This window comes from Flavimobilis marinus (assembly GCF_900113055.1).
In the GTDB taxonomy this organism is placed as follows: domain Bacteria; phylum Actinomycetota; class Actinomycetes; order Actinomycetales; family Cellulomonadaceae; genus Flavimobilis; species Flavimobilis marinus.
This window is the reverse complement of the sequence record NZ_FONZ01000001.1, coordinates 749489-771096: the sequence shown is the minus strand read 5'-3', so window position 1 is coordinate 771096 and position 21608 is coordinate 749489. Positions and strand designations below refer to the sequence as shown.

The following is a 21608-nucleotide window of genomic DNA, read 5'->3' as shown; positions in this document are numbered from 1 at the left end:
GCGATCCGCGACAAGAAGCTCGCATTCTCGACCGGGCGGCGGCCGGGAATTCTCTTGCTTCCCGGAGCGGCGGGCTTCAGGCTCGCCGGATGAGGCCACTCCCCCTGCAAGGTCGCGTCGTCGTGATCACCGGAGCCAGCCGGCGCATCGGGATCGGGGCCGCGCTCGCCCGCCGAGCGGTGGCCGACGGCGCCGGCGCGCTCCTGCACACCTGGTCCCCGCACGACGCCGAGCAGCCGTGGGGCGCCGACGCCGGCGGCACCGAGGCTCTCCTGACCGAGCTGCGTGCCGCGGGTGGTCGCGTCGAGCACGTCGCCCTCGACCTCGTCGATCCCGACGCCCCGGCGCAGGTCATCGCAGCGGCGTGCGAGGCATTCGGGCACGTCGATGCCCTGGTCGCCAACCACGCGCGCTCGAGCGGCCAGGACCTCGAGCACCTCACCGCCGCCGAGCTCGACCACAGCTACGCCGTCAACACCCGCGCCACCCTGCTCCTCGCGCAGGTATTCGCCGCGCAGCACGACGACGACCGACCCGGCGGCCGGATCCTCCTGTTCACCTCGGGTCAGCACCACGACGCGATGCCCGGCGAGCTGCCGTACATCGCCTCCAAGGCGGCGCTGCACGAGGTCACCCGCAGCCTCGCCGTCCACCTCGCGCCGCGCTGCATCACCGTGAACTGCGTGAACCCGGGCCCCAACGACACCGGTTACGCCGACGCCGAGACGCACGCCGCGATCGCCGCCGCCAACCCGGGCGGCCGCTGGAGCCAGCCCACCGACACCGCGCACCTGGTCGCGTGGCTCCTGAGCGACGAGGCCGCGTGGGTCACCGGCCAGACGATCGCCTCGGACGGCGGCTGGTCCTCCCGCTGACCCGCCCTCGGCCGGCCGGCCCCCGCCCCACAGGCCCCGGGAATGTGCACTATTCGCGGCTCAGGACAGCACATAGTGCACATTCCTGCGCGGCAACGGGGTCCGGGGACCGGGGACCGGGAGGAGGAGGCCGGGAGGAGGGAAGGGTTAGGGCCGGTGGTCCGGAGACCGCCACATCGCCCACAGAGGCGGGCCGTCGTCCCCGAGCGTGATCTGGGCCGTGACTTCGAAGCCGAGGCGCTCGTAGAACGGCACAGCGCGCGCGTTGGTCGTCTCAAGGTGCACGCCCAGCCCGGCGCCGGTCGCCCGCGCGAGTCCCGGCGCGAGCACCTCGCGGCCGCGCCCCCGCCCCTGCCGCTCGGGGTCGACAGCGAGGAAGTGCAGGTAGGCGTGCGGTTCGTCCGGCGCCAGACCTCGCGTCTGCGCCAGCCCGGCCCCGATCTCCCGCGCCCGCTCCACCCCGACGAGCGCCGCCAGCAACCCGCCGACCGACGGCGCCGCCCCCCACACCAGCGCCGCCCCGGGCATCCGCCACACGGCGACCGCCTCGGGAGGGGAGCCGACGACGGAGGGCTCGCCCCTGGCGCCCCGCTCCACGTCCAGCACGTCCACGCCCCCGGCCCCGACGTAGGCCTCGACGAACAGCCCGAGCCAGGCGGCAGTCGCGTCGGCGCGCGTGGCGTCGTCGGGGAAGATCCAGCGCATCAGGGGGTCGTCGGCGTACGCGCGGGCAAGCAGTCCGCGCAGCTCCGGCACCCCTGCCATCGGGCCCTAGTCCTCGCCGGTGTAGTCGACGCCCACGGGACCGTCGCCCAGCGCGTCGTCGGGCTCGGCCCACTCGAGGCGGACCGGGGCGACCTCGCCGACCCCGGGCATGTCCCGCGGGGGCAGCTCGGTGAGCGCGAAGCGCGGGTCCCCGGCGAGCCGGCGGGCGGTCGCGGGGTCCAGCAGGACGGTCGACGGGTCGGCCTGGTCGGTCAGGCGCGACGCGAGGTTCACCGACGGACCGAACACGTCGCCGAACCGGGACAGCACGCGTCCCCACACGAGGCTGACGCGAACGGGGCGCGCGGTGACGCCGTCGGGCCCGACCAGCCCGGTGCCCTGCCCGGCCTGCGCGAGGCCGAGTGCGACCTTGGCTCCCGTGGCGACGTCGTCGGCGATGAAGAGGAGGGCGTCGCCGATGGTCTTGACCACGCGGCCGCCGTTCGCGGTGACGACGTCGCGGGCGCGGTCCTCGAACACCTGGATGAAGTTGGCCAGCTCGGTCGCGCCGAGCGTGGCGGTCAGGCGCGTGAAGGAGACGATGTCGGCGAACCCGACGGCGCGCGGTAGCGGCAGCTCGCCGCCGTCGCGCGGGCTCAGCCGCCCGTCGTCGGTCACGTCGCTGCCGAACTCCACGGAGATGCGGCCCGCGAGCGCCGCGACCTGACGCCGCCAGGCGTGCACCAGCTGCTCCTCGAGCGCGCCCGAGATACGGGAGAACTCCTCGAGGACCTTGAATCGTGCGTCGGCGTCGGACACGTCGTAACGGCGCACCATGTGATCCACGAGGGCCTCGAAGTGCCACAGCGACAGCCGCTCGGTGCTGTGCCCGACGGAGCGGATGAGGGTGGCCATCGTGCGCTCGTCCAGCCCCTCGGCGGAGGCCGCCTCCATGAGCCGGCGCAGGGAGGCGGCGTCGTCGCGCGTGAACTCGCGGGCCTCGGGGTTGGTCACGGGGAGGCCGACGAGCTGCCAGTAGCGCTGCGCGACCTCGGGGCTGAGCCCGGCGACGTCGGCGAGCTCCGCGAGGGTCAGCTCGCGGGGTCCGCCGAGCAGGCGCGAGATGAGCTCGTCCGCTGCCGCGGGCCATTGAGGAGACACCCGAGCATCCTAACGTCGGACGACCCTCCGGATGTGACCTGGGCGACATCCCGGCGCGAACCGGGCATGCTCAGCGCGCGGCGTCCAGGTAGCGCAGCACGGCGGTCACGCGCCGGTCGGCGCGGTCGTCGGGCGGAAGGTCGAGCTTCGCGAAGATGCTGCGGATGTGCTTGTACTCCGCGCCCTCGGTGACCACGAGCCGCTGCGCGATCGCCGTGTTGCCGAGACCCTCGGCCATCGCGGCGAGCACCTCGCGCTCGCGCTCGGTCAGGCGGTCGGTCGCGAACGCCTGACCGACGTACGCGGACAGCACGAGCACGGCGAGGCCGGGCCGGCGCCGTCGGGCCTCGACGGCCGCGCGGATGCCAGCGGGGCTCGCCCCGACGCGTCAGACCTACGCTTCCCCCGCCACCCGGATGTGCTGCACGTCCCCACTGGTGACAGCCTCGAACTCCCCCGGCGCGGTCTCCACGACCAGCTCCCCCAGCGGCCCGAGCCCCACGGCCCGCCCGCGGATCTCCCGACCGCCGGAGACGAGCACGCGCACCTCCTGCCCAGCCGTCGCGAGCACGCCCGTGACATCCGCGTCGAGCCCGGCCGCAGCCACGTCGCCGCCCGCCTCCGTCCACCGCCCGAGCACCTCCGCGATCGCCTCCGCGAGCGCGTCCAGCAGCACCTCGCGCGTCGGCGGCTCCCCCACGCGGGGCCCGCACAGCGCGATCGACGTCGCCGAGCTCACGGGGAGCTCGTCCGCCGTCTGCGACACGTTCAGCCCCAGCCCGACGACGACCTTCCCGTCGGGCAGCACCTCCGTGAGGATGCCGCCGAGCTTGCGCCACCGGCCCCACCCGAACATGTCGGTCGCGTCCGCCGGCGCGACGAGGATGTCGTTGGGCCACTTGAGCACCGCGCCGATCCCCGCCGTCGCACGCAACGCGTGCACCGTGCCGAGCCCACCCAGGAGCGGGAGCCACGACCACGTCTCCCGTGGCGTCACCGGCTCGAGCAGGAGCGACGCCGTCAGCGCGGACCCGGGCGGGGTCTGCCAGGACCGGTCGAGCCGACCCCGGCCCGCCGTCTGGTGCTCGGCCACGACGAGCGTCGGCGCCGGCCACGCACCGGGGTCCCGCTCGACCTCCCGGGCGAGGTACGAGTTGGTCGAGTCGATCGCGTCGAGCACCTCGAGCCGCGCGAGCGGACCCCCAGGCTGGAGCAGCAGCTCGCCGAGCAGCGCGCGGTCCAGCGGTCCGTGAGCAGCGGTGGTGACCATCTGCCCATCCTGCCCTGTCCACCCAGGCGGGCGCAGGCGGCGCGCTACGCTGCTCGAGCGCGCACCCGTGCGGGGTGGGGAGGACGATGACGCACGCAGCCCCGGTATCGGCTCCGCCCGCCGCCATCCCCAGCCCCGGCACACGCAGCTTCTCCCCCGAGATCCAGGCGCTGCGCGCCTTCGCCGTGGTGGCGGTCGTGGCGTACCACCTGTGGCCGGGAGCGGTCCCTGGCGGCTTCGTCGGCGTCGACGTGTTCTTCGTCCTGTCGGGTTACCTCATCACCGGCCACATGCTCCGCGAGCACGCCAGGAGCGGTCGGTTCTCGCTGGCGTCGTTCTACGCCCGGCGGGTGCGCAGGATCGCGCCAGCGGCGCTGCTCGTCCTGCTCGCCACGGCCGCCGCCACGCCGTTCCTGCTGCCGGAGCCGCGCTGGCACGAGGTCGTGCGGACCGGCATCGCGAGCGTCGTCTCCGGCACCAACTGGCTCCTCGCGCTGGACTCGGTGGACTACCTCGCCGAGGGCACCGCGCCGTCTCCCTTCCAGCACTACTGGTCGCTCGCCGTCGAGGAGCAGTTCTACCTCGTGTGGCCGCTCCTCGCGGTCGCCGCGATTGCGTGGGCGCGGCGACGACGCCAGGCGTTCCGTCGCGTGTTCCTCGTGTCCGCAGCCACGGTGTTCGCTGTCTCCCTGGCCCTCTCGGCGCTCTCGACGCTCGGCACCGGCCCTGCCAGCTACTTCGCCACGACGACGCGCGCGTGGGAGCTGGCACTGGGCGGGCTCGCGGCCTTCGTCCCCGCCCTCGGCTGGTCTCCGCGCACCCGCACCGTCACGTTCGGCCTCGCGGTCGCGGCCCTGGTCGCCGTCTGCCTCGCCCTCGACGAACCCGAGCGCTATCCCGGCTGGCTGGCGCTGCTCCCCTGCGCGGCCACCGCCGTCGCCGTCCTCGCGGGCGAGACCACAGTGACCGGAGCACTCGGCCGGGCCGTCCGGTCCCGCGGCGTGCAGTGGCTCGGCGACGCGTCGTTCTCGCTGTACCTGTGGCACTGGCCCGTGCTCCTCGTGCTCCCGGACTCGCCCTGGCTAGCGCTCGTCAGCTCGCTCGCGCTCGCCTGGGCGTCCCGCCGGTACGTGGAGGTCCCCTGCCTGCGCGCGCCAGCGTCGGGTCCTGGGATGCGACGCACGTTCGCCGTGTTTGTCACCGCCAGCGTGGCTGTCGCGGTGGCCTTCGTCGCCCTCGCGGTCGTCGGGGACCACCGCGCGGATCGCCGCGCCGACGCCGGTGCGCAGCTCCTCGCGGACCCTCCGGCCGGGCTCGGGCCGGACGCCCTCACGCCGGGCGGCTTCACCAGCTTCGTCGCCACCAGGGACGTGATCGTCCCCTCGCCCGAACGTGCCCGGCGCGACCTGCCCGAGGGCGCCGAGGGCCGCTGCAAGTCCGACATGGGATCCCCGAGCACGCCCGTGTGCGAGTTCGGCGCACCGGACGCCGACCTCGTCATCGCCCTCGTGGGCGACTCCCACGCCGAGCAGTACCTCCCGGCGCTGCAGTCCATCGCGGAGACCCACGACGCGCGCGTGCTGACGTTCTTCCACTCCAGCTGCCCGTTCTCGACCGCCCAACGTGCCACCGACGCGGCCCGCGGCGGGCCATGCCTCACGGCCAACGACGCCACGCTCGCCGCGCTGCTCGCTGACGACGCGATCGACGTCGTCGTCACGTCCGCCCGCACCGCCGTGCCGTGGGCCGAGGGCGACGTCCCGGCCGACGGGTTCGTCGAGATCTGGCAGGCGTTGCTCGCTGACGGTCTGCCCATAGTGGTGCTCGGCGACAACCCGCTGATGCTCCCCGACGACGGGACCCTGGACTGCGTCGCGGCCAAGCCCCACGCACCGGACGAATGCGCGCGGCCGCGTTCAGAAGCCATGCCCGTCGACCACCAGGCCGACGCTGCCCGCCGGACGCCCGGGGTCCGCTGGGTCGACACCACGGCCTGGTTCTGCACGGACACGACCTGCCCGGCCGTCGTCGGCAACGTCCTGGTGCACCGCGACGAGCAGCACCTCACGACGACGTATGCGCGCCTCCTGGACACGCGCGTCTGGGCCGAGATCGCGGCCGAGCTGCGCCTGCCCTGAGGCCGGGAGTTGTGGACTTCCCACAACGCCACCGAGGGAACGCGCACCGCGATCTCCCGCCTCGACCTAGGACGGAAGCCCTAGTCTCGTGGGGTGACCGACAACCCCATCGCCGAGAACCGCACCGCCGCGAAGCTCGAGGACCTGGCCGCGCGGCGCACCGCCGCCGTCGACGTCCCCGAGGCCGCCGCGCAGGACAAGCAGCACGCGCGCAGCAAGAAGTCCGCCCGCGAGCGCGTCACCGAGCTGCTCGACCCGGGCACGTTCGTCGAGCTCGACGCCTACGCCACCCACCGCACCACGAGCTTCGGCCTGAACAAGCGCAAGGTGGCGGGCGACGGCGTCGTCGTCGGGCACGGCACCATCGACGGGCGCCAGGTCTGCATCTACTCCCAGGACTTCACCGTGTTCGGCGGGAGCCTGGGCGAGGTGCACGGCCAGAAGATCACCAAGGTCATGGACCTCGCCCTGCGCACGGGCGTGCCGCTGATCGGCATCTCCGACGGCGGTGGCGCGCGCATCCAGGAGGGCGTCGCGGCCCTGACCCAGTTCGCGGAGATCTTCCGCCGCAACGTCGCGGCGTCGGGCGTGATCCCGCAGATCTCCCTGATCCTCGGCCCCAGCGCCGGCGGCGCCGTGTACTCCCCCGCGCTCACGGACTTCATCGTGATGGCCGACGGCACGTCGAACATGTTCATCACCGGCCCGGACGTGATCCGCTCGGTCACCGGCGAGGACGTCGGCTTCGAGGAGCTCGGCGGCGCCCGTACCCACAACGAGCGCTCCGGCGTCGCGCACTACATGGCCGACGACGAGGACGACGCCCTCGACTTCGTGCGCCACCTGCTGACCTTCCTGCCGCAGAACAACCTGGCGGACCCGCCCACGTTCGGCGCGGACCCCGAGCTCGAGGTCACCGAGCTCGACCTCGAGCTCGACACGCTGATCCCGGACTCGGACTCCACGCCGTACGACATGCGTACGGTGATCGAGCACATCGTCGACGAGGGCGAGCTGCTCGAGATCCAGGCGCTGTACGCGACGAACGTCATCGTCGGGTTCGCGCACGTCGAGGGCCACGCGGTGGGGATCGTCGCCAACCAGCCCATGTCCATGGCCGGCACGCTCGACATCAACGCGGCCGAGAAGGCCGCGCGGTTCGTGCGCACCTGCGACGCGTTCAACATCCCCGTGCTCACCCTCGTAGACGTCCCCGGGTTCCTGCCCGGCACCGACCAGGAGTGGAACGGGATCATCCGGCGCGGCGCGAAGCTGATCTACGCCTACGCCGAGGCCACCGTCCCCCTCGTCACGATCATCACGCGCAAGGCCTACGGCGGCGCGTACATCGTGATGGGGTCCAAGCAGCTGGGCGCCGACGTCAACCTCGCGTGGCCCACCGCGCAGATCGCCGTCATGGGGGCCGCGGGCGCGGTGAACATCCTGCACCGCTCCACCCTGCGTGGCGTCGTGGCCTCCGGTGGCGACGAGGCCGCCGAGCGTGCGCGCCTCACGGCCGAGTACGAGGACGAGATCGTGAACCCGTGGGGCGCCGCCCAGCGCGGCTATGTCGACGACGTCATCGACCCCTCCCAGACGCGCGTCCAGGTGGTCCGCGCCCTGCGCGCGCTGCGTACCAAGCGCGCCTCGCTGCCCCCCAAGAAGCATGGGAACATTCCGCTATGAGCACCGATCCCACCGCATTCGACCCGCACGACGGCGACGAGGAGGAGACGGACCCTCGTCACCTCGCCCCGCTCGAGGTGGACCCCGCTCCCCTGCACGCGATGGTCGACGAGCTCACCGCGTGCCTGCACCGCTACGTCGACACCGCCGTCGGGATCCGCGCGGAGTTCGCCGCGCCGACCGCCGAGGACGACCCGCGGATCGAGGCCGTCGAGGAGGAGATCGCGCGCCTGAACGCCGCGATCTCCGAGCGCTTCGAGTCCGACCTCGGCCTGGTCTCGGGCCACACGATCGAGGCGTGGGAGGAGGACGAGGAGTCCGACGACGACACCGAGGACGAGCACGAGGACGGCGCCGTCGTGTTCGACATGGAGTTCCTGGTCGCCCCCGGCATCGAGGGCACCGAGGAGCGCCTGGACGAGGCGTTCTCGATCCTCGAGGAGGGCGGCAACACGATCGCCAGCTCGCTGATCGGCGCCGGCTTCACGGTGCGCCAGTGGGAGCTCAGCCGGGACGCGGTCTACGGCGACGACGACGACACCGACGACGAGGACTGATCCGTGAGCGAGGACCAGGCGTCCGTGCGCCCGGGCATGCAGGTCGTGCGTGGCGTGCCCGACGACCTCGAGCTCGCGGCCCTCGTCGCCGGTCTGGCCGCAGGCGAGCAGGCCCCGTCAGACGACGACGGCGGTGACCTCAGCGGGCACTGGGCTGATCGCTCGCGCGGTCTGCGCGGGAACCCGCCGGCGACGGCGTGGCGCTGGTCGCTGCGCTAGAGACGGCGTCCACCACGGACGGGCGCACCTCGACGATCGCCGCCGCGGGCGCCCCGGCAGTCACGAACGGCCACGTGTAGCGCGGCTGCACCAGCCAACGCAGCGCACGACGCACAGGTGGGGACGCGAGCACGCAGGCGAGCACCGCGCCGGCCAGCAGGAGCAGCAGGATCTCCGGCAGGCTGTCGACAGACTGGAAGTAGTCCGTCCGCTCGACCTCGCGCAGCACGAACGGGTGCAGCAGGTACACGTACAGCGAGCCGGACCCGAGGTACGTCACGGCCCACAACCGCCGCCGCGGCACGAGCGCGAGCAGGGACAGCGCCCCGAGCACCGCCACCGTGACGAGACCGAGCCGGACCAGCGCCTCGGTGAGCTCCTCGGCCATGGTGCCGGAGTGGTGCTTGCGCATCGAGAACCAGCGCGCCTCGAAGGTGTCCATCTGCACGTAGCAGAACGCCGCCCACGCCAGGAGGACCGCCGCCGCCACGAACCGCACCCACCCGGGTCCCAGCACACGGTGGAGCCCCACCTGCTTGAGCTTCCACCCCACCAGGAACACCGGCCAGAAGCCGATCGTGCGGGCGGCCGCGAGGTCCGCACCCAGGGACGGGACGAGGCAGGCGACGGCGCTGGCCGCAACCGCGACGGGCAGCAGGAAGCGCAGGTTGGCCACCAGCGGCAGCGTGACGCGCCACAGGAACAGCGCGAGCAGGAACCACAGGGCGAACGACGGTTCCGCAGGGTTGAACGCCAGGACTCCCGTGAGCGCCCACTTGTGCGCCGTCGCGAGGAGCTCGAACGCGAGGTAGACGAACAAGACGTTGCGCAGCAACGCCACGGCGCGGCGCCCCTCCAGCGGAGCAGCACTCGAGAAGAACCCGGCCACGAGCGCGTACAGCGGGACCCGCATGGGCCAGGTCGCGTAGTTCAGCAGGTCGATCGTCGTGCTGTCACCGGGAACCTGCTTGGCGAAGTGCACGACGAGGATCAGCGTTGCCGCGAGGAACCGGGCGTTGTCCAGCCACGGATCCCTGGCCGTGCGCTCCGCCCTCGGCGCGTTCGCGTTGCTCATCCGTGCTGCCCCCTGCGTCCCCTGCTCGCCCCTGCTGCCGCCGACACCCTAACGGACCAGGGTGAACGTCAGATCAGCCGATGATGGCCGAGCCGTACTTGAGCACGATGCTCGACGCCAGCAGGAGCAACCAGCCCACCGTGAGGAAGAGGTCCGCGTCGCTGCGGACGAGCGAGAGCGCACGCTCCTGGGCGGCGTCGGGCAGGTAGAGGTTGCCCTCGAGGATGTTGTAGTGCAGCAGCGTCATGAACACGAGCGTGGTGCCGACCGTGATGACGAGGCACCAGGGGCAGAGCGCGCCGATCGTGAACATCGACTGCGCGAACAGCCAGTAGGCGAAGACCAGGCCCAGGAAGTAGATCACCTGCGCGGTGAACATGAACCAGCGCGGGAACCGGATGCCCGCGAGCGCAGCGACGGCGATGGTGATCACCACGGGCTCGGTGATCATGCCGAGGAACGCGTTGGGGAACCCGAACAGCGAGGCCTGGGGCGATATCCCCACCGCGCCGCAGTTCAGCACGGCGTTGATGTTGCAGGCCAGGTCGGCGCCCGGGTCGGCTGCGAGCTCGAGCGCATCGATCGACAGCACGAAGGCCGCGATCAGGCTGCAGACGGCGGAGAACAGCATGGTCCCGAAGATCCAGCGCCGCGAGTGACGCAAGCCTGGCATCGCGACGGCGTCGGGGCGCGCCCTGCGCGCCCGCGGCTCCTGCGTCTGGATGGTGCTCGTCATGGTGACTCCCCTCAGTGTCCTTCCCCATCGTGCGGGTACGGACCCTGGGGCGCGCGGGACGTTCGTCCTCGCGCCCAGCCTGGCTTCGGGACCTGCGCCGCGCGGTGACCTAGTCTCGCCCCATGACTTCCGAACGCACCCCCACCGCGGTCGACGCCCTCGCCGACCGGTACCTCGTGGCCACCGCCGAGCTCGCCCCGCTCGCGGCGACCGCCATGGGCCTGAGCGGCTACGACCACCTGATCGGCGACTACTCCCCCGCGGGGCTCGCCGCCCAGACCGACCTCGACCGCGCCACCCTCCGCGAGCTGGACACGGTCGAGGTTGCCGACGACGTGGACCGGGTGACCGTCGCGGCGATGCGGGAACGCCTCGGGCTCCAGGTCGAGCTCGCGGAGGCCGGAGAGCACCTGGCGAGCCTGAACAACATCTCCTCACCCGTGCAGGACCTGCGCGACGTCTTCGACATCATGCCCACGGCCACGGAGCAGGACTGGGCGAACATCGCGAGCCGCATGGCCGGCCTGCCCGGCGCCGTCGACGGCTACGTCGAGTCCTTGCGCGCCGGGGCCGCCCAGGGCAACGCGGCCGCGCGCCGTCAGGTCGCCGAGGCCGCGGCGCAGGCGCGCGAGCTCGCCGAGCCGACGACGTCGTTCTTCCGCACCTTCGTCGACGGCGCACCGGCGGACCTGCCCGCAGGGCTGCGGGCCAACCTGGACGCCGCCGCCGTCGGCGCGATCGGCGCCTACGCGACGCTCGCCGACTTCCTCGTCGGCGACATGGCCGAGCTCGCCCGGCCGGAGGACGCGGCCGGGCGGGAGCGCTACGCCCTGTGGTCCCGCTACTTCCTCGGCGCCACCGTCGACCTCGACGCGACATACGCGTGGGGGCTCGAGGAGCTCGCCCGCGTGGTCGCCGAGCAGCAGGCGATCGCGCACGAGGTCGCCGGGCCGGACGCGAGCATCGAGGACGCCGTGGCCGCGCTCGACGCGGACCCGGCCCGCAAGCTCCACGGCACCGCCGCGCTGCAGGCGTGGATGCAGGAGACCTCGGACGCGGCGATCGCCGCCCTCGACGGCACGCACTTCACCGTGGCCGAGCCGCTGCGCACCCTCGAGTGCAAGATCGCCCCCACCCAGACCGGTGGCATCTACTACACCGGGCCCTCGGACGACTTCACGCGGCCTGGACGCATGTGGTGGTCGGTGCCCCCGGGCGTCGAGGAGTTCAACACCTGGCGCGAGCTGACGACGGTCTACCACGAGGGCATCCCGGGCCACCACCTCCAGGTGGGCCAGGCGGTCTTCCAGCGTGCGACCCTCAACTCGTGGCGTCGGCTGGGCTGCTGGGTCTCTGGGCACGGCGAGGGTTGGGCGCTGTACGCCGAGCGCCTGATGGCCGACCTCGGGTTCCTCGACGACCCGGGCGACCGGCTCGGGATGCTCGACGCCCAGCGGCTGCGCGCCGCGCGCGTGGTCGTCGACCTCGGCATGCATCTGCAGCTCCCGTGCCCTCCCGAGTGGGGTGGCGGCACGTGGGACGCGGACAAGGGCTGGGAGTTCCTGCGCGCCAACGTCAACATGCCGGAGGAGTTCGTGCGGTTCGAGCTGAACCGCTACCTCGGATGGCCGGGCCAGGCGCCGTCGTACAAGGTGGGGCAGCGCCTGTGGGAGCAGGCTCGCGACGCCGCCCGCGCGGCCGCGGCGGCACGCGGCGAGGAGCTCGACCTGCGGGCGTTCCACGAGCGCGCGTTGAACCTCGGGTCGGTCGGCCTGGACGTGCTGCGCGAGGCTCTGACCTGACAGACGAGTGAAACGTGGGTGCCCGCCTGGCTCCGGAGGGGTACGTATGCCCGGCGGGCACCCACGCTTCGTTCAGGGGGCGGCGCGAGCCGCCCGGTGGGAGGAAGACCCCTCGCTCTCCACGTCTCCATGATGGTCCCGCGGGCCCGCCAGAACAGCGGGACAAAGGTCCTCTCACTTACGCTCGTGCGGTGACCCGACTCCTGCTCGCCTCCGCCTCTCCCGCCCGCCTCAGCACCCTCCGCGCGGCCGGGGTCCAGCCCGCCGTCCAGGTCTCGGCCGTCGACGAGGACGCCGTCCTCGCGGCAGCTGGCCCGCTGTCCCCCGGTGACGCCGTCCTCACGCTCGCGCGCGCCAAGGCAGAGGACGTCGCGGCGACCGCACCAGAGACCGACCTCGTCCTGGGCTGCGACTCGATGCTCGAGCTCGACGGCGAGATCTACGGCAAGCCTGGCACGCCGGAGGTCGCGATCGCCCGCTGGCGGTCGATGCGCGGGCGCGAGGCCGTGCTGCACACGGGGCACTGGTTGGTCGACCTGCGCGACGGTGCCCCGGGCCGCGCCGTCGGACGCACGAGCGCGACGGGCGTCCGGTTCGCCGACCTCAGCGACGCGGAGATCGACGCCTACGTCGCGACCGGCGAGCCCCTGCGGGTCGCCGGCGCGTTCACCGTCGACGGGCTCGGCGGGCCGTACGTCGAGTCGATCACGGGCGACTACCACGGCGTCGTCGGCGTCAGCCTGCCCCTGCTGCGGGCCCTGCTCGGCGAGGTCGGCGTGGCGTTCCACGAGCTCTGGGCGACCGGACCGGTCGCCCCTGCCGTTGTGCACTGACGACAACCACGGGAGCGCCCCCGGACCGTTCGTGCTGGCGAGTTGTCAGATCCCCACAACGCAGCGCTGAGGTCCTTGGACCGCCCGCCAATGTTCTGACCGCCTCCCGCGTCGACCACCAGCGGGTCCCACCAGGCGCGTTACGGTGAGCCGTGCCCGTCATCACCAAGGTCCTGATCGCCAACCGCGGCGAGATCGCCGTCCGCATCGTCCGCGCCTGCGCCGACGCCGAGATCGCGAGCGTCGCCGTCTACGCCGACCCCGACCGGGACGCGCTGCACGTCCGGCTGGCCGACGAGGCCTTCGCCCTCGGCGGGGCGACCTCCGGGGAGACCTACCTCGACGTCGCCAAGCTCATCGACGTGGCACGGCGCAGCGGCGCCGACGCCGTGCACCCGGGCTACGGCTTCCTCGCGGAGAACGCCGACTTCGCCCGTGCGGTGCTCGACGCCGGCCTGGTCTGGGTGGGCCCGTCGCCCGCGGCGATCGACGCCCTCGGGGACAAGGTCAGCGCACGCCACATCGCGGCCCGCGCAGGCGCCCCCCTCGTGCCCGGCACCCCGGACCCGGTCACGGACGTGAGCGAGGTCCAGGACTTCGCCCGCGACCATGGCCTCCCCATCGCCATCAAGGCGGCGTTCGGCGGCGGCGGGCGCGGTCTCAAGGTGGCCCGCACCCACGAGGAGATCGCCGAGCTCTACGACTCCGCCGTGCGCGAGGCCACGGCCGCGTTCGGCCGTGGCGAGTGCTTCGTCGAGCGCTACCTGGACTCCCCGCGGCACGTCGAGACGCAGTGCCTCGCGGACTACCACGGCGGCGTCGTCGTCGTCTCCACCCGGGACTGCTCGCTGCAGCGCCGCCACCAGAAGCTCGTGGAGGAGGCCCCGGCGCCGTTCCTCACCGAGGCCCAGACCGCCGAGCTCTACCGCGCCTCGGCCGCGATCCTGCGCGAGGCCGGCTACGTGGGCGCCGGCACGTGCGAGTTCCTCGTCGGGCTCGACGGCACTCTGTCGTTCCTCGAGGTCAACACGCGTCTGCAGGTGGAGCACCCGGTCACCGAGGAGGTCACCGGCATCGACCTCGTGCGCGAGCAGCTGCGCATCGCGGCGGGCGAGCCCCTGGGCTACGACCACGTGGACACGCGCGGCCACTCGTTCGAGTTCCGCCTCAACGGCGAGGACCCGGCCGCCGGCTTCATGCCCACCCCGGGCCGCATCACCCGCCTGCGCTTCCCCACCGGCCCCGGCGTGCGCGTGGACTCGGGCGTCCAGGAGGGCGACGTCCTGTCCGGCTCCTTCGACTCGATGATCGCCAAGCTCATCGTCACCGGCGCCACGCGCCGCGAGGCCGCCCAGCGCGCCCGGCGCGCCCTGCGCGAGCTCGAGATCGAGGGCATCGCCACGGTCGTGCCGTTCCACCGCGCCGTGATGGACTGCCCGGACTTCGTCCCGGCCGACGACGCGCCGTTCCGGGTGCACACCCGCTGGATCGAGACCACGTTCGCGGACACGCTCGCCACGCTCGGCCGCGCCCCCGCCCAGACCGAGACCGACGACTCCCCCGCGCCCACGACCGAGCGCGTCGTCGTCGAGGTCGGCGGCAAGCGCCTCGAGGTGGTCATCCCGGCCGGCCTCAGCCTCGGCCGTCCCGGGGCCGCCCGCGGGCCCGCACGCCGCCCCCGCCGCAACGGCGGCACGCGCACGACGGCGTCCGGCGGCAACACGCTCACCTCGCCCATGCAGGGCACGATCGTCAAGGTCGCGGTCGCCGACGGCGACACGGTCGAGGCGGGCGACCTCGTCGTCGTGCTCGAGGCCATGAAGATGGAGCAGCCGCTGCTGGCGCACCGCGCCGGGAGGGTGCGGGACCTCGCGGCAAAGGTGGGCGACGGCCTCACGGCCGGGACCACCGTGTGCGTCATCGACTGACGCCCACGGCGCCGTCGGGCAAGACGTCCCGGTGGACCTGGTGGAGGATGGGCCTACGGTAGACCCGTCACTTTGCGAGAAGGAGTCCCGTGAGCACCACACCGATCGACGCCACGACCACCGCGGCCTGGCACGAGCTGTCCCAGCACCGCGACGCCCTGCGCCCTGACCTGCGGGAGTGGTTCGCGAGCGACCCGGACCGCGCCCAGCGCCTCACCCGTACCGCCGGCGACCTGCACGTCGACCTGTCGAAGAACGTCGTCACCGACGAGATCCTCGGCCTGCTCGTCCAGCTCGCCGAGCAGGTCGACCTGGGTGGCCGCACCGAGGCGATGTTCCGCGGCGACCACATCAACGTCACCGAGGACCGCGCCGTCCTGCACACCGCGCTCCGCCGCCCCGAGGGCGCCGAGCCGCGCCTGACGGTCGACGGCCAGGACGTGGACGCCGACGTCCAGGCCGAGCTCGCCAAGGTCTGCGCGTTCGCGGAGCAGGTCCGCTCCGGCGCCTGGACCGGCGTCACCGGCGCGCCCGTGAAGACGGTCGTCAACATCGGCATCGGCGGGTCCGACCTCGGCCCCGTCATGGCGTACGAGGCCCTCAAGCCCTACGCCGGCGACATCGAGCTGCGCTTCGTGTCCAACATCGACCCGACCGACGTCGCCGAGACCATCGCGGACCTCGACCCGACCACGACGCTGTTCATCGTCGCGTCCAAGACCTTCGGCACCCTCGAGACCCTCACCAACGCGCGCCTGGCTCGGGAGTGGCTGTGGGAGACCCTCGCGGCGGCCGACGCGATCGAGAACACCGACGCCTCCCGCACGGCCGCCGTCGCGAAGCACTTCGTCGCCGTCTCGACCGCCCTGGACAAGGTCGAGGCGTTCGGCATAGACCCGACCAACGCGTTCGGGTTCTGGGACTGGGTGGGTGGGCGCTACTCCGTCCCCTCGGCGATCGGCACCTCCCTCGCGATCGCGATCGGTCCCGAGCGGTTCCGCGAGTTCCTCGCGGGCTTCCACACCATGGACGAGCACTTCCGCACCACGCCGTTCCACCAGAACGTGCCGGTCCTCATGGGCATGCTCAACGTCTGGTACGTGAACTTCATGGACGCGCACACCCATGCCGTCCTGCCCTACGCCCAGCACCTGCACCGCTTCCCGGCGTACCTGCAGCAGCTGACCATGGAGTCGAACGGCAAGTCGGTGCGCTGGGACGGCTCGCCCGTCACCACCGCCACCGGTGAGGTGTTCTGGGGCGAGCCCGGCACGAACGGCCAGCACGCGTTCTACCAGCTGATCCACCAGGGCACCCGGCTCATCCCGGCCGACTTCATCGCCGTCGCCACCCCGGCGCACCCGCTGCGCGACGGCGAGGCCGACGTCCACGAGCTGTTCCTCGCGAACTTCTTCGCCCAGACCAAGGCGCTCGCGTTCGGCAAGACTGCGGACGAGGTCCGGGCCGAGGGCACCGCCGAGGAGGTCGTCTCCGCGCGCGTGTTCGAGGGCAACCGGCCGACGACGTCGATCATGGCCCCCGCGCTCACGCCGTCCGTGCTGGGCCAGCTCATCGCGCTGTACGAGCACATCACGTTCGTCGAGGGCATCGTCTGGGGACTGGACAGCTTCGACCAGTGGGGCGTCGAGCTCGGCAAGAAGCTTGCCACGGAGATCGCCCCGGCGGTCGGCGGCGACACCGCGGCCATCGAGGCGCAGGACCCCTCGACCCGCGGCCTGATCGAGTACTACCGGGCGAACCGCAAGTAGCACCCATGGACTCCACCCAGCCGCACGAGGCGTTCTCGCGACGCCCGGGTGACGGCTGGGTGGAGTGCACCTGCGGGTCCCGCCACTGGGGCCTCCACGGCGCGGCGGGGCTCCTCCTCGCGCGGCACACGCCGTCGGGCACGATCGACGTCGTGCTGCAGCACCGGTCGCTCGCGAGCCACCAGGGCGGGACGTGGGGCGTGCCTGGCGGCGCCGTCGATCCCGACGAGTCCGCGCTCGAGGGCGCGCTGCGCGAGGCCCACGAGGAAGCGGCGATCGAACCGACCGACGTCGAGCCGTTCGACGAGCTCGTCCTCGACCACGGGCCCTGGCGGTACACGACGATCCTCGCCTGGCTCGCTCCGGACGCGCCGGGGTTCGTGTACGCCTCGGACCCGGAGTCGCTCGAGATTCGTTGGGTCCCGGCCGACGGCGTCGCCGCGCTCCCCCTGCTGCCCGCGTTCGCCGCCGCCTGGCCGAGCCTGCGCGCCCGGCTCGAGGCCTAGCCCTTCGTCGCGTTCGCCTCGGGGTCACCGATGTGTCCCTGCGCATCCACGTCGAGCACGCGCCGCACGAAGGCCGCGTACTCGTCCATGTAGTGCGTCAGGAACTTCCGCGTCGAGTCGTCGTGCACCTGACCGTCCTCGCCGAACGCCTCGGGCTTGAAGGTGATGTAGGCCTCGGGCGAGTTCAGCTGCGGGGCATCGAGGAAGCTCAGCACGCTGCGCATCTGCGCCTGCATGACGGCCGTCCCGATACCACCCGGCGAGGCGCCGATGATGCCCGTGGGCTTGCGGGCGAACGAGTTGGTGCCCCAGGGGCGAGACGCCCAGTCGATCGCGTTCTTCAACGCACCGGGGATCGACCGGTTGTACTCGGGCGACACGATCAGGAGCCCGTCCGCGCCCTCGATCGCCTCCTTGAGCGCTGTGCCCGCGGGCGGATACGCGTCGTCGTAGTCGTCGCTGTAGAGCGGGAGGTCCTTGATCGGGATCTCCCGGAGCTCCAGGTCGTCAGGGGCGAGGCGGACGAGCGCACCCGCGAGCGTGCGGTTGATCGATCCGGAGGAGAGGCTGCCGATCAGGTAGCCGATCGTGAAGGTCATGGTCGTTCCCTTCGCTGCTGCCCGGCGCGCCGGCCGGGCGTGCGGGCGGTCCGCACCGGTCTCCATCGTGGCGGGCTGCACGCGGACCGGCACCCCGAGTCTGGAGATACGCAACACGGGTGTGCGCATATTCGTCGATCAGGAGTAGTCTCAGCGGCGTCCGGTAAGGCAAGCCTCACCTGCCCATGCCGGATCCTCCCCGTCCGTCCGCCCGAAGGACCACTCCCGTGCTCGCCAACTTCCTGATCGGCCTGCGCGAGGGGCTCGAGGCCGCGCTCGTCGTGAGCATCCTCGTCGCCTACCTCGTCAAGACCCAGCGGCGCGACCTCCTGCCTGCGCTGTGGACGGGCGTCGGCGTCGCCGTCGCCGTGTCGCTCGCGTTCGGCGCCGCGCTGACCTTCGGTCCCAAAGGCCTGAGCTTCGAGGCCCAGGAGGCGATCGGGGGCACGCTGTCGATCCTCGCGGTCGGGCTCATCACCTGGATGATCTTCTGGATGGGCAAGACCGCCCGGCACCTCAAGGCCGATCTCCAGCACCGGCTCGACGACGCCGTCGCTGCGGGCAAGGGGGCCGTCGTCGTGATGGCGCTGCTCGCCGTCGGCCGCGAAGGGCTGGAGACCGCGCTCTTCCTGTGGGCGGGCGCCCAGGCCACGGGCACCAGCACCACCCCGCTCCTCGGTGCGGTGCTCGGTCTCGCCGTGGCGGTCACGCTGGGCTGGGCCGTGTACCGCGGTGCCGTCCGCCTGGACCTGCGTCTGTTCTTCGCGTGGACCGGCGTCTTCCTCGTCGTCGTCGCCGCGGGCGTGCTCGCCTACGGCGTGCACGACCTCCAGGAAGCCGGCTTGCTCCCCGGGCTGCACAGCCTCGCGTTCGACGTCTCGGCGCAAGTCCCGCCGTCGTCCTGGTACGCGACCCTCCTCAAGGGGATCTTCAACTTCTCCCCGGCCACCACCTGGCTCGAGGCCGGCGCGTGGGTCGCCTATGTCGTGCCGGTGCTGACATTGTTCGTCCGCAGCGCGTGGTTCACCCCCAGCCTCCCCGCCCCCCGGCCTGCGGCCCCCGCCGTCGCCGCCTCCTGACCTCCCCTCGGACCACCACCTCGCGCGGCCCGGTGCCGCGTCACGACCAGAAGGACCACTCATGTCTCGCGCCTCCCGCGCCGTCGGCCCCCTCGCCGCTCTCGCACTCATGACCGCCCTCGCCGGGTGCGTCGACAACGCCCCCGCCGCGGACTCGTCCGGCACCGCGGGCGGGCCCGCCGGGCTCACGGTCGAGTCCACCGCGAGCGCGTGCACGCTCTCCGCGTCCACCGCCCCCTCCGGCAACCTGGTCTTCACCGTCACCAACGCCGGCTCGGACGTCACCGAGTTCTACCTGCTCGCCGAGGACGGTCTGCGGATCGTCGCCGAGGTCGAGAACATCGGCCCCGGGCTCTCCCGCGACCTCGTCACTGTCGCCAAGCCGGGCGACTATTTCACCGCGTGCAAGCCCGGCATGGTCGGCGACGGCATCCGCGCACCCTTCACGGTGACCGACTCCGGCGCCGACGTCGCCCCGACCGGTGAGCTCGCCGACCAGATCACGGCAGCGACCACGGGATACGTCGCCTACGTCAAGGACCAGACCGAGCAGCTGCTGACCGGCACCGAGGCGTTCGTCACGGCCTACAAGTCCGGCGACGACGAAGCGGCACGCGACCTCTACGCCCCGACACGCGTGCACTGGGAGCGGATCGAGCCGGTCGCCGAGTCGTTCGGCGACCTCGACCCGCGGATGGACCTGCGCCAGGCCGACCTCGCCGAGGGCGAGGAGTGGACCGGCTGGCACCTGCTGGAGAAGGACCTGTGGCAGCCCACCGCCGCCGCCAACGGCGGCGAGGAGTACGTCCCGCTCACGCAGGAGCAGCGCGACACCTACGCGGACCAGCTGCTGGCCGACACCCGCGACCTCATGGACCGCACGCACTCGGCCGAGTTCGCGGCCGAGATCAGCGCCGACGCGATCGGGAACGGCGCGAAGGGCCTCCTGGACGAGGTCGCCACCGGCAAGGTCACCGGCGAGGAGGAGATCTGGTCGCACACGGACCTCTGGGACTTCCAGGCGAACCTGGACGGTGCCCGCGTCGCCTACGACGGTCTGCGGGACGTCACGGTGGTCAAGGACCCTGCGCTGGTCGAACAGCTCGACACCCGGTTCGCCGAGCTGCAGGGCCTGCTCGACCAGCACCGCGCGGGCGACGGGTTTGTTGCCTACACCGAGCTCGACACCGACGAGGTCAAGGAGCTCTCGGTGGCGGTCGACGCGCTCAGCGAGCCGCTGTCGCGGCTGACGGCTGCCGTCGTCCTGTGACCATCCACGCCCGTTCGATCATGTCGAGGTGACCATGGACGACGTCGTTGACACCGCCGAGCCCGGACGAGAGCCGCGCACGCTGTCCCGGCGGAGCCTGCTCGGGCTCGCCGGTGCGGGGCTGGCCGCCGTGGGGCTCGGAGGCATAGGCGGATATGGCGTCGCGGACGCTCGCTCCTCCGGTGCCGCGCCCGCCACGGCGGCGCCCAGCGCCACCCGGACGTACCCCCTGACAGGCGCACACCAAGCCGGGATCGTCACCCCGGCCCAGGACCGCCTCCACTTCGCCGCGTTCGACGTCACCAGCACGAGCCGCACGGCGCTCGAGTCCCTGCTGCGTCGCTGGACCTACGCGGCGGACCGCATGGTGCGCGGCCTCCCTGCCGGCGACCTCACGGCCAGCCCCTATGACGCGCCGCCGTCGGACACGGGCGAGGCGGAGGGCCTGCCGCCCTCGGGCCTGACGATCACCTTCGGCTTCGGCCCGTCCTTGTTCGCCGACGCCGAGGGCCGCGACCGGTTCGGGCTCGCGCAACGGCGCCCGGCGCTCCTGACCGACCTGCCGCACTTCCCCGGCGACACGCTCGACCCCGCACGGACCGGCGGGGACCTGTGCATCCAGGCCTGCGCGGACGACCCCCAGGTGGCCGTGCACGCGGTGCGCAACCTGTCGCGGATCGCCTTCGGCACGGCCGCGATCCGCTGGAGCCAGCTCGGCTATGGCCGCACGTCCTCGACGAGCACCGCTCAGACGACGCCACGCAACCTCTTCGGGTTCAAGGACGGCACAGCGAACATCATGGCCGAGGAGAGCGCCGCGCTCGCGGAGCACGTCTGGGTGGGCGCGGACGACGACCCTGGCGCCTCGTGGCTCGCGGGCGGCTCGTACCTGGTCGCTCGACGCATCCGCATGACGATCGAGACCTGGGACCGCGCCTCTCTCCGCGAGCAGGAGACGCTCGTGGGTCGCACCAAGGCCTCGGGGGCGCCGCTGTCCGGCGGCGACGAGCACACCGCGCCGGACTTCGCGCTCGCCGGTCGCGGCGGCGCACCGCTGATCGATCCCGCCTCGCACGTCGCGCTCGCCCACCCGGACCGCAACGACGGCGCCCGCATGCTGCGTCGCGGGTACAACTACACGGACGGCTCCGACGGTCTCGGAAGGCTCGACGCCGGGCTGTTCTTCCTCGCCTTCGTCCGCGACCCCGCCCGGCAGTACGTCCCGATGCAGACGGCCATGGCCCGCAACGACCTGCTCGTCGAGTACCTGCGGCACACCGGGTCAGGCCTCTTCGCGATACCACCGGGCGTGCCCGACGGCGCCCGGCTCTCGCCCACCGACGGGGCATTCGTCGGCGAGCAGCTCTTCGCCTGACTGCCCCGGGTGGTGCCCGCTACCC

General features: G+C 72.6%; 20 protein-coding genes. 13 read left to right on the top strand and 7 right to left on the bottom strand.

The window, feature by feature from the left end; all coding sequences use genetic code 11:
* Positions 1-89: 89 nt before the first annotated feature.
* Positions 90-875, top strand: a complete 786-nt coding sequence (locus tag BMZ30_RS03480) for an SDR family oxidoreductase (RefSeq protein WP_093375069.1) — start codon at positions 90-92, stop codon at positions 873-875.
* 147 nt (positions 876-1022) lie between these two features.
* On the opposite strand, the gene BMZ30_RS03475 is transcribed toward BMZ30_RS03480, so the two are convergent.
* The 4 genes from BMZ30_RS03475 to BMZ30_RS03460 all read right to left on the bottom strand — a co-directional run bounded on the left by BMZ30_RS03475 (position 1023) and on the right by BMZ30_RS03460 (position 4011).
* Positions 1023-1640 carry a GNAT family N-acetyltransferase gene (locus tag BMZ30_RS03475; RefSeq protein ID WP_093375067.1) on the bottom strand — a complete coding sequence of 206 codons (618 nt, stop codon included), beginning with the start codon at positions 1638-1640 and terminating at the stop codon, positions 1023-1025.
* Positions 1641-1646: 6 nt separating this feature from the next.
* A complete protein-coding gene (locus BMZ30_RS03470) occupies positions 1647-2741 on the bottom strand; it encodes an adenylate/guanylate cyclase domain-containing protein (protein WP_229828273.1) in 1095 nt (364 codons plus the stop codon).
* A gap of 70 nt (positions 2742-2811) precedes the next feature.
* A complete protein-coding gene (locus BMZ30_RS03465; RefSeq protein ID WP_229828275.1) occupies positions 2812-3060 on the bottom strand; it encodes a response regulator transcription factor in 249 nt (82 codons plus the stop codon).
* A gap of 75 nt (positions 3061-3135) precedes the next feature.
* Complete coding sequence (locus BMZ30_RS03460) at positions 3136-4011, bottom strand: biotin--[acetyl-CoA-carboxylase] ligase (protein WP_093375065.1); 876 nt, start codon at positions 4009-4011, stop codon at positions 3136-3138.
* Between the two features lie 86 nt (positions 4012-4097).
* Between BMZ30_RS03460 and BMZ30_RS03455 the strand changes: the two genes are divergently transcribed.
* The 4 genes from BMZ30_RS03455 to BMZ30_RS03440 all read left to right on the top strand — a co-directional run bounded on the left by BMZ30_RS03455 (position 4098) and on the right by BMZ30_RS03440 (position 8611).
* Complete coding sequence (locus BMZ30_RS03455; RefSeq protein WP_093375063.1) at positions 4098-6149, top strand: acyltransferase family protein; 2052 nt, start codon at positions 4098-4100, stop codon at positions 6147-6149.
* Positions 6150-6242: 93 nt separating this feature from the next.
* On the top strand, positions 6243-7835 hold the full coding sequence (locus BMZ30_RS03450) for an acyl-CoA carboxylase subunit beta (RefSeq protein ID WP_093375061.1): 1593 nt from the start codon (positions 6243-6245) through the stop codon (positions 7833-7835).
* The gene (locus BMZ30_RS03445; RefSeq protein WP_093375059.1) at positions 7832-8392 is read left to right on the top strand and encodes a hypothetical protein; all 561 of its coding nucleotides are present in this window, start codon (positions 7832-7834) and stop codon (positions 8390-8392) included. The genes BMZ30_RS03450 and BMZ30_RS03445 overlap by 4 nt, the downstream gene beginning before the upstream one ends.
* Positions 8393-8395: 3 nt before the next feature.
* Positions 8396-8611: an acyl-CoA carboxylase epsilon subunit gene (locus BMZ30_RS03440; RefSeq protein WP_229828277.1), complete on the top strand. Its 216-nt coding sequence runs from the start codon at positions 8396-8398 to the stop codon at positions 8609-8611.
* Here BMZ30_RS03440 and BMZ30_RS03435 read toward each other — a convergent pair.
* Positions 8532-9686 (bottom strand): acyltransferase family protein, encoded by a 1155-nt coding sequence (locus BMZ30_RS03435; protein WP_093375057.1) that lies wholly within the window; start codon positions 9684-9686, stop codon positions 8532-8534. The two genes, BMZ30_RS03440 and BMZ30_RS03435, sit on opposite strands and share 80 nt — an antisense overlap.
* A gap of 73 nt (positions 9687-9759) precedes the next feature.
* Positions 9760-10422, bottom strand: a complete 663-nt coding sequence (locus BMZ30_RS03430; RefSeq protein WP_093375055.1) for a vitamin K epoxide reductase family protein — start codon at positions 10420-10422, stop codon at positions 9760-9762.
* A 122-nt stretch (positions 10423-10544) separates the two neighbouring features.
* Here BMZ30_RS03430 and BMZ30_RS03425 point away from each other — a divergent pair, with 122 nt between their 5' ends.
* From BMZ30_RS03425 to BMZ30_RS03405, 5 genes are all read left to right on the top strand, one after another.
* Positions 10545-12224, top strand: coding sequence for a DUF885 domain-containing protein (locus tag BMZ30_RS03425; RefSeq protein ID WP_093375053.1), 1680 nt, complete (start codon positions 10545-10547; stop codon positions 12222-12224).
* 191 nt (positions 12225-12415) lie between these two features.
* A complete protein-coding gene (locus tag BMZ30_RS03420) occupies positions 12416-13057 on the top strand; it encodes a Maf family protein (RefSeq protein WP_093375051.1) in 642 nt (213 codons plus the stop codon).
* 152 nt (positions 13058-13209) lie between these two features.
* Positions 13210-14985 (top strand): acetyl/propionyl/methylcrotonyl-CoA carboxylase subunit alpha, encoded by a 1776-nt coding sequence (locus BMZ30_RS03415; protein ID WP_093375049.1) that lies wholly within the window; start codon positions 13210-13212, stop codon positions 14983-14985.
* Between the two features lie 89 nt (positions 14986-15074).
* On the top strand, positions 15075-16754 hold the full coding sequence (pgi, locus tag BMZ30_RS03410) for a glucose-6-phosphate isomerase (RefSeq protein WP_093375047.1): 1680 nt from the start codon (positions 15075-15077) through the stop codon (positions 16752-16754).
* Between the two features lie 5 nt (positions 16755-16759).
* On the top strand, positions 16760-17260 hold the full coding sequence (locus BMZ30_RS03405) for an NUDIX hydrolase (protein WP_093375045.1): 501 nt from the start codon (positions 16760-16762) through the stop codon (positions 17258-17260).
* Here BMZ30_RS03405 and BMZ30_RS03400 read toward each other — a convergent pair.
* Positions 17257-17859 carry an NADPH-dependent FMN reductase gene (locus BMZ30_RS03400; RefSeq protein ID WP_093375727.1) on the bottom strand — a complete coding sequence of 201 codons (603 nt, stop codon included), beginning with the start codon at positions 17857-17859 and terminating at the stop codon, positions 17257-17259. The genes BMZ30_RS03405 and BMZ30_RS03400 overlap by 4 nt on opposite strands.
* 227 nt (positions 17860-18086) lie before the next feature.
* On the opposite strand from BMZ30_RS03400, the gene efeU reads away from it, so the two are divergent.
* The 3 genes from efeU to efeB all read left to right on the top strand — a co-directional run bounded on the left by efeU (position 18087) and on the right by efeB (position 21583).
* Positions 18087-18938: an iron uptake transporter permease EfeU gene (gene efeU / locus BMZ30_RS03395; RefSeq protein ID WP_093375043.1), complete on the top strand. Its 852-nt coding sequence runs from the start codon at positions 18087-18089 to the stop codon at positions 18936-18938.
* Between the two features lie 61 nt (positions 18939-18999).
* Positions 19000-20208: an iron uptake system protein EfeO gene (gene efeO, locus BMZ30_RS03390; RefSeq protein ID WP_093375041.1), complete on the top strand. Its 1209-nt coding sequence runs from the start codon at positions 19000-19002 to the stop codon at positions 20206-20208.
* 34 nt (positions 20209-20242) lie between these two features.
* Positions 20243-21583 carry an iron uptake transporter deferrochelatase/peroxidase subunit gene (gene efeB, locus BMZ30_RS03385; RefSeq protein ID WP_093375039.1) on the top strand — a complete coding sequence of 447 codons (1341 nt, stop codon included), beginning with the start codon at positions 20243-20245 and terminating at the stop codon, positions 21581-21583.
* Positions 21584-21608 lie beyond the last annotated feature (25 nt).

Excerpts from the sequence above, each read along its gene's own strand:
- BMZ30_RS03430 (WP_093375055.1), bottom strand. The coding sequence starts at position 10,422 with ATGACGAGCACCATCCAGACGCAGGAGCCGCGGGCGCGCAGGGCGCGC.
- efeO (WP_093375041.1), top strand. The coding sequence starts at position 19,000 with ATGTCTCGCGCCTCCCGCGCCGTCGGCCCCCTCGCCGCTCTCGCACTC.
- BMZ30_RS03455 (WP_093375063.1), top strand. The coding sequence starts at position 4,098 with ATGACGCACGCAGCCCCGGTATCGGCTCCGCCCGCCGCCATCCCCAGC.
- BMZ30_RS03475 (WP_093375067.1), bottom strand. The coding sequence starts at position 1,640 with ATGGCAGGGGTGCCGGAGCTGCGCGGACTGCTTGCCCGCGCGTACGCC.
- BMZ30_RS03405 (WP_093375045.1), top strand. The coding sequence starts at position 16,760 with ATGGACTCCACCCAGCCGCACGAGGCGTTCTCGCGACGCCCGGGTGAC.
- BMZ30_RS03445 (WP_093375059.1), top strand. The coding sequence starts at position 7,832 with ATGAGCACCGATCCCACCGCATTCGACCCGCACGACGGCGACGAGGAG.
- BMZ30_RS03425 (WP_093375053.1), top strand. The coding sequence starts at position 10,545 with ATGACTTCCGAACGCACCCCCACCGCGGTCGACGCCCTCGCCGACCGG.
- BMZ30_RS03460 (WP_093375065.1), bottom strand. The coding sequence starts at position 4,011 with ATGGTCACCACCGCTGCTCACGGACCGCTGGACCGCGCGCTGCTCGGC.
- BMZ30_RS03480 (WP_093375069.1), top strand. The coding sequence starts at position 90 with ATGAGGCCACTCCCCCTGCAAGGTCGCGTCGTCGTGATCACCGGAGCC.
- BMZ30_RS03400 (WP_093375727.1), bottom strand. The coding sequence starts at position 17,859 with ATGACCTTCACGATCGGCTACCTGATCGGCAGCCTCTCCTCCGGATCG.
- BMZ30_RS03435 (WP_093375057.1), bottom strand. The coding sequence starts at position 9,686 with ATGAGCAACGCGAACGCGCCGAGGGCGGAGCGCACGGCCAGGGATCCG.
- efeB (WP_093375039.1), top strand. The coding sequence starts at position 20,243 with ATGGACGACGTCGTTGACACCGCCGAGCCCGGACGAGAGCCGCGCACG.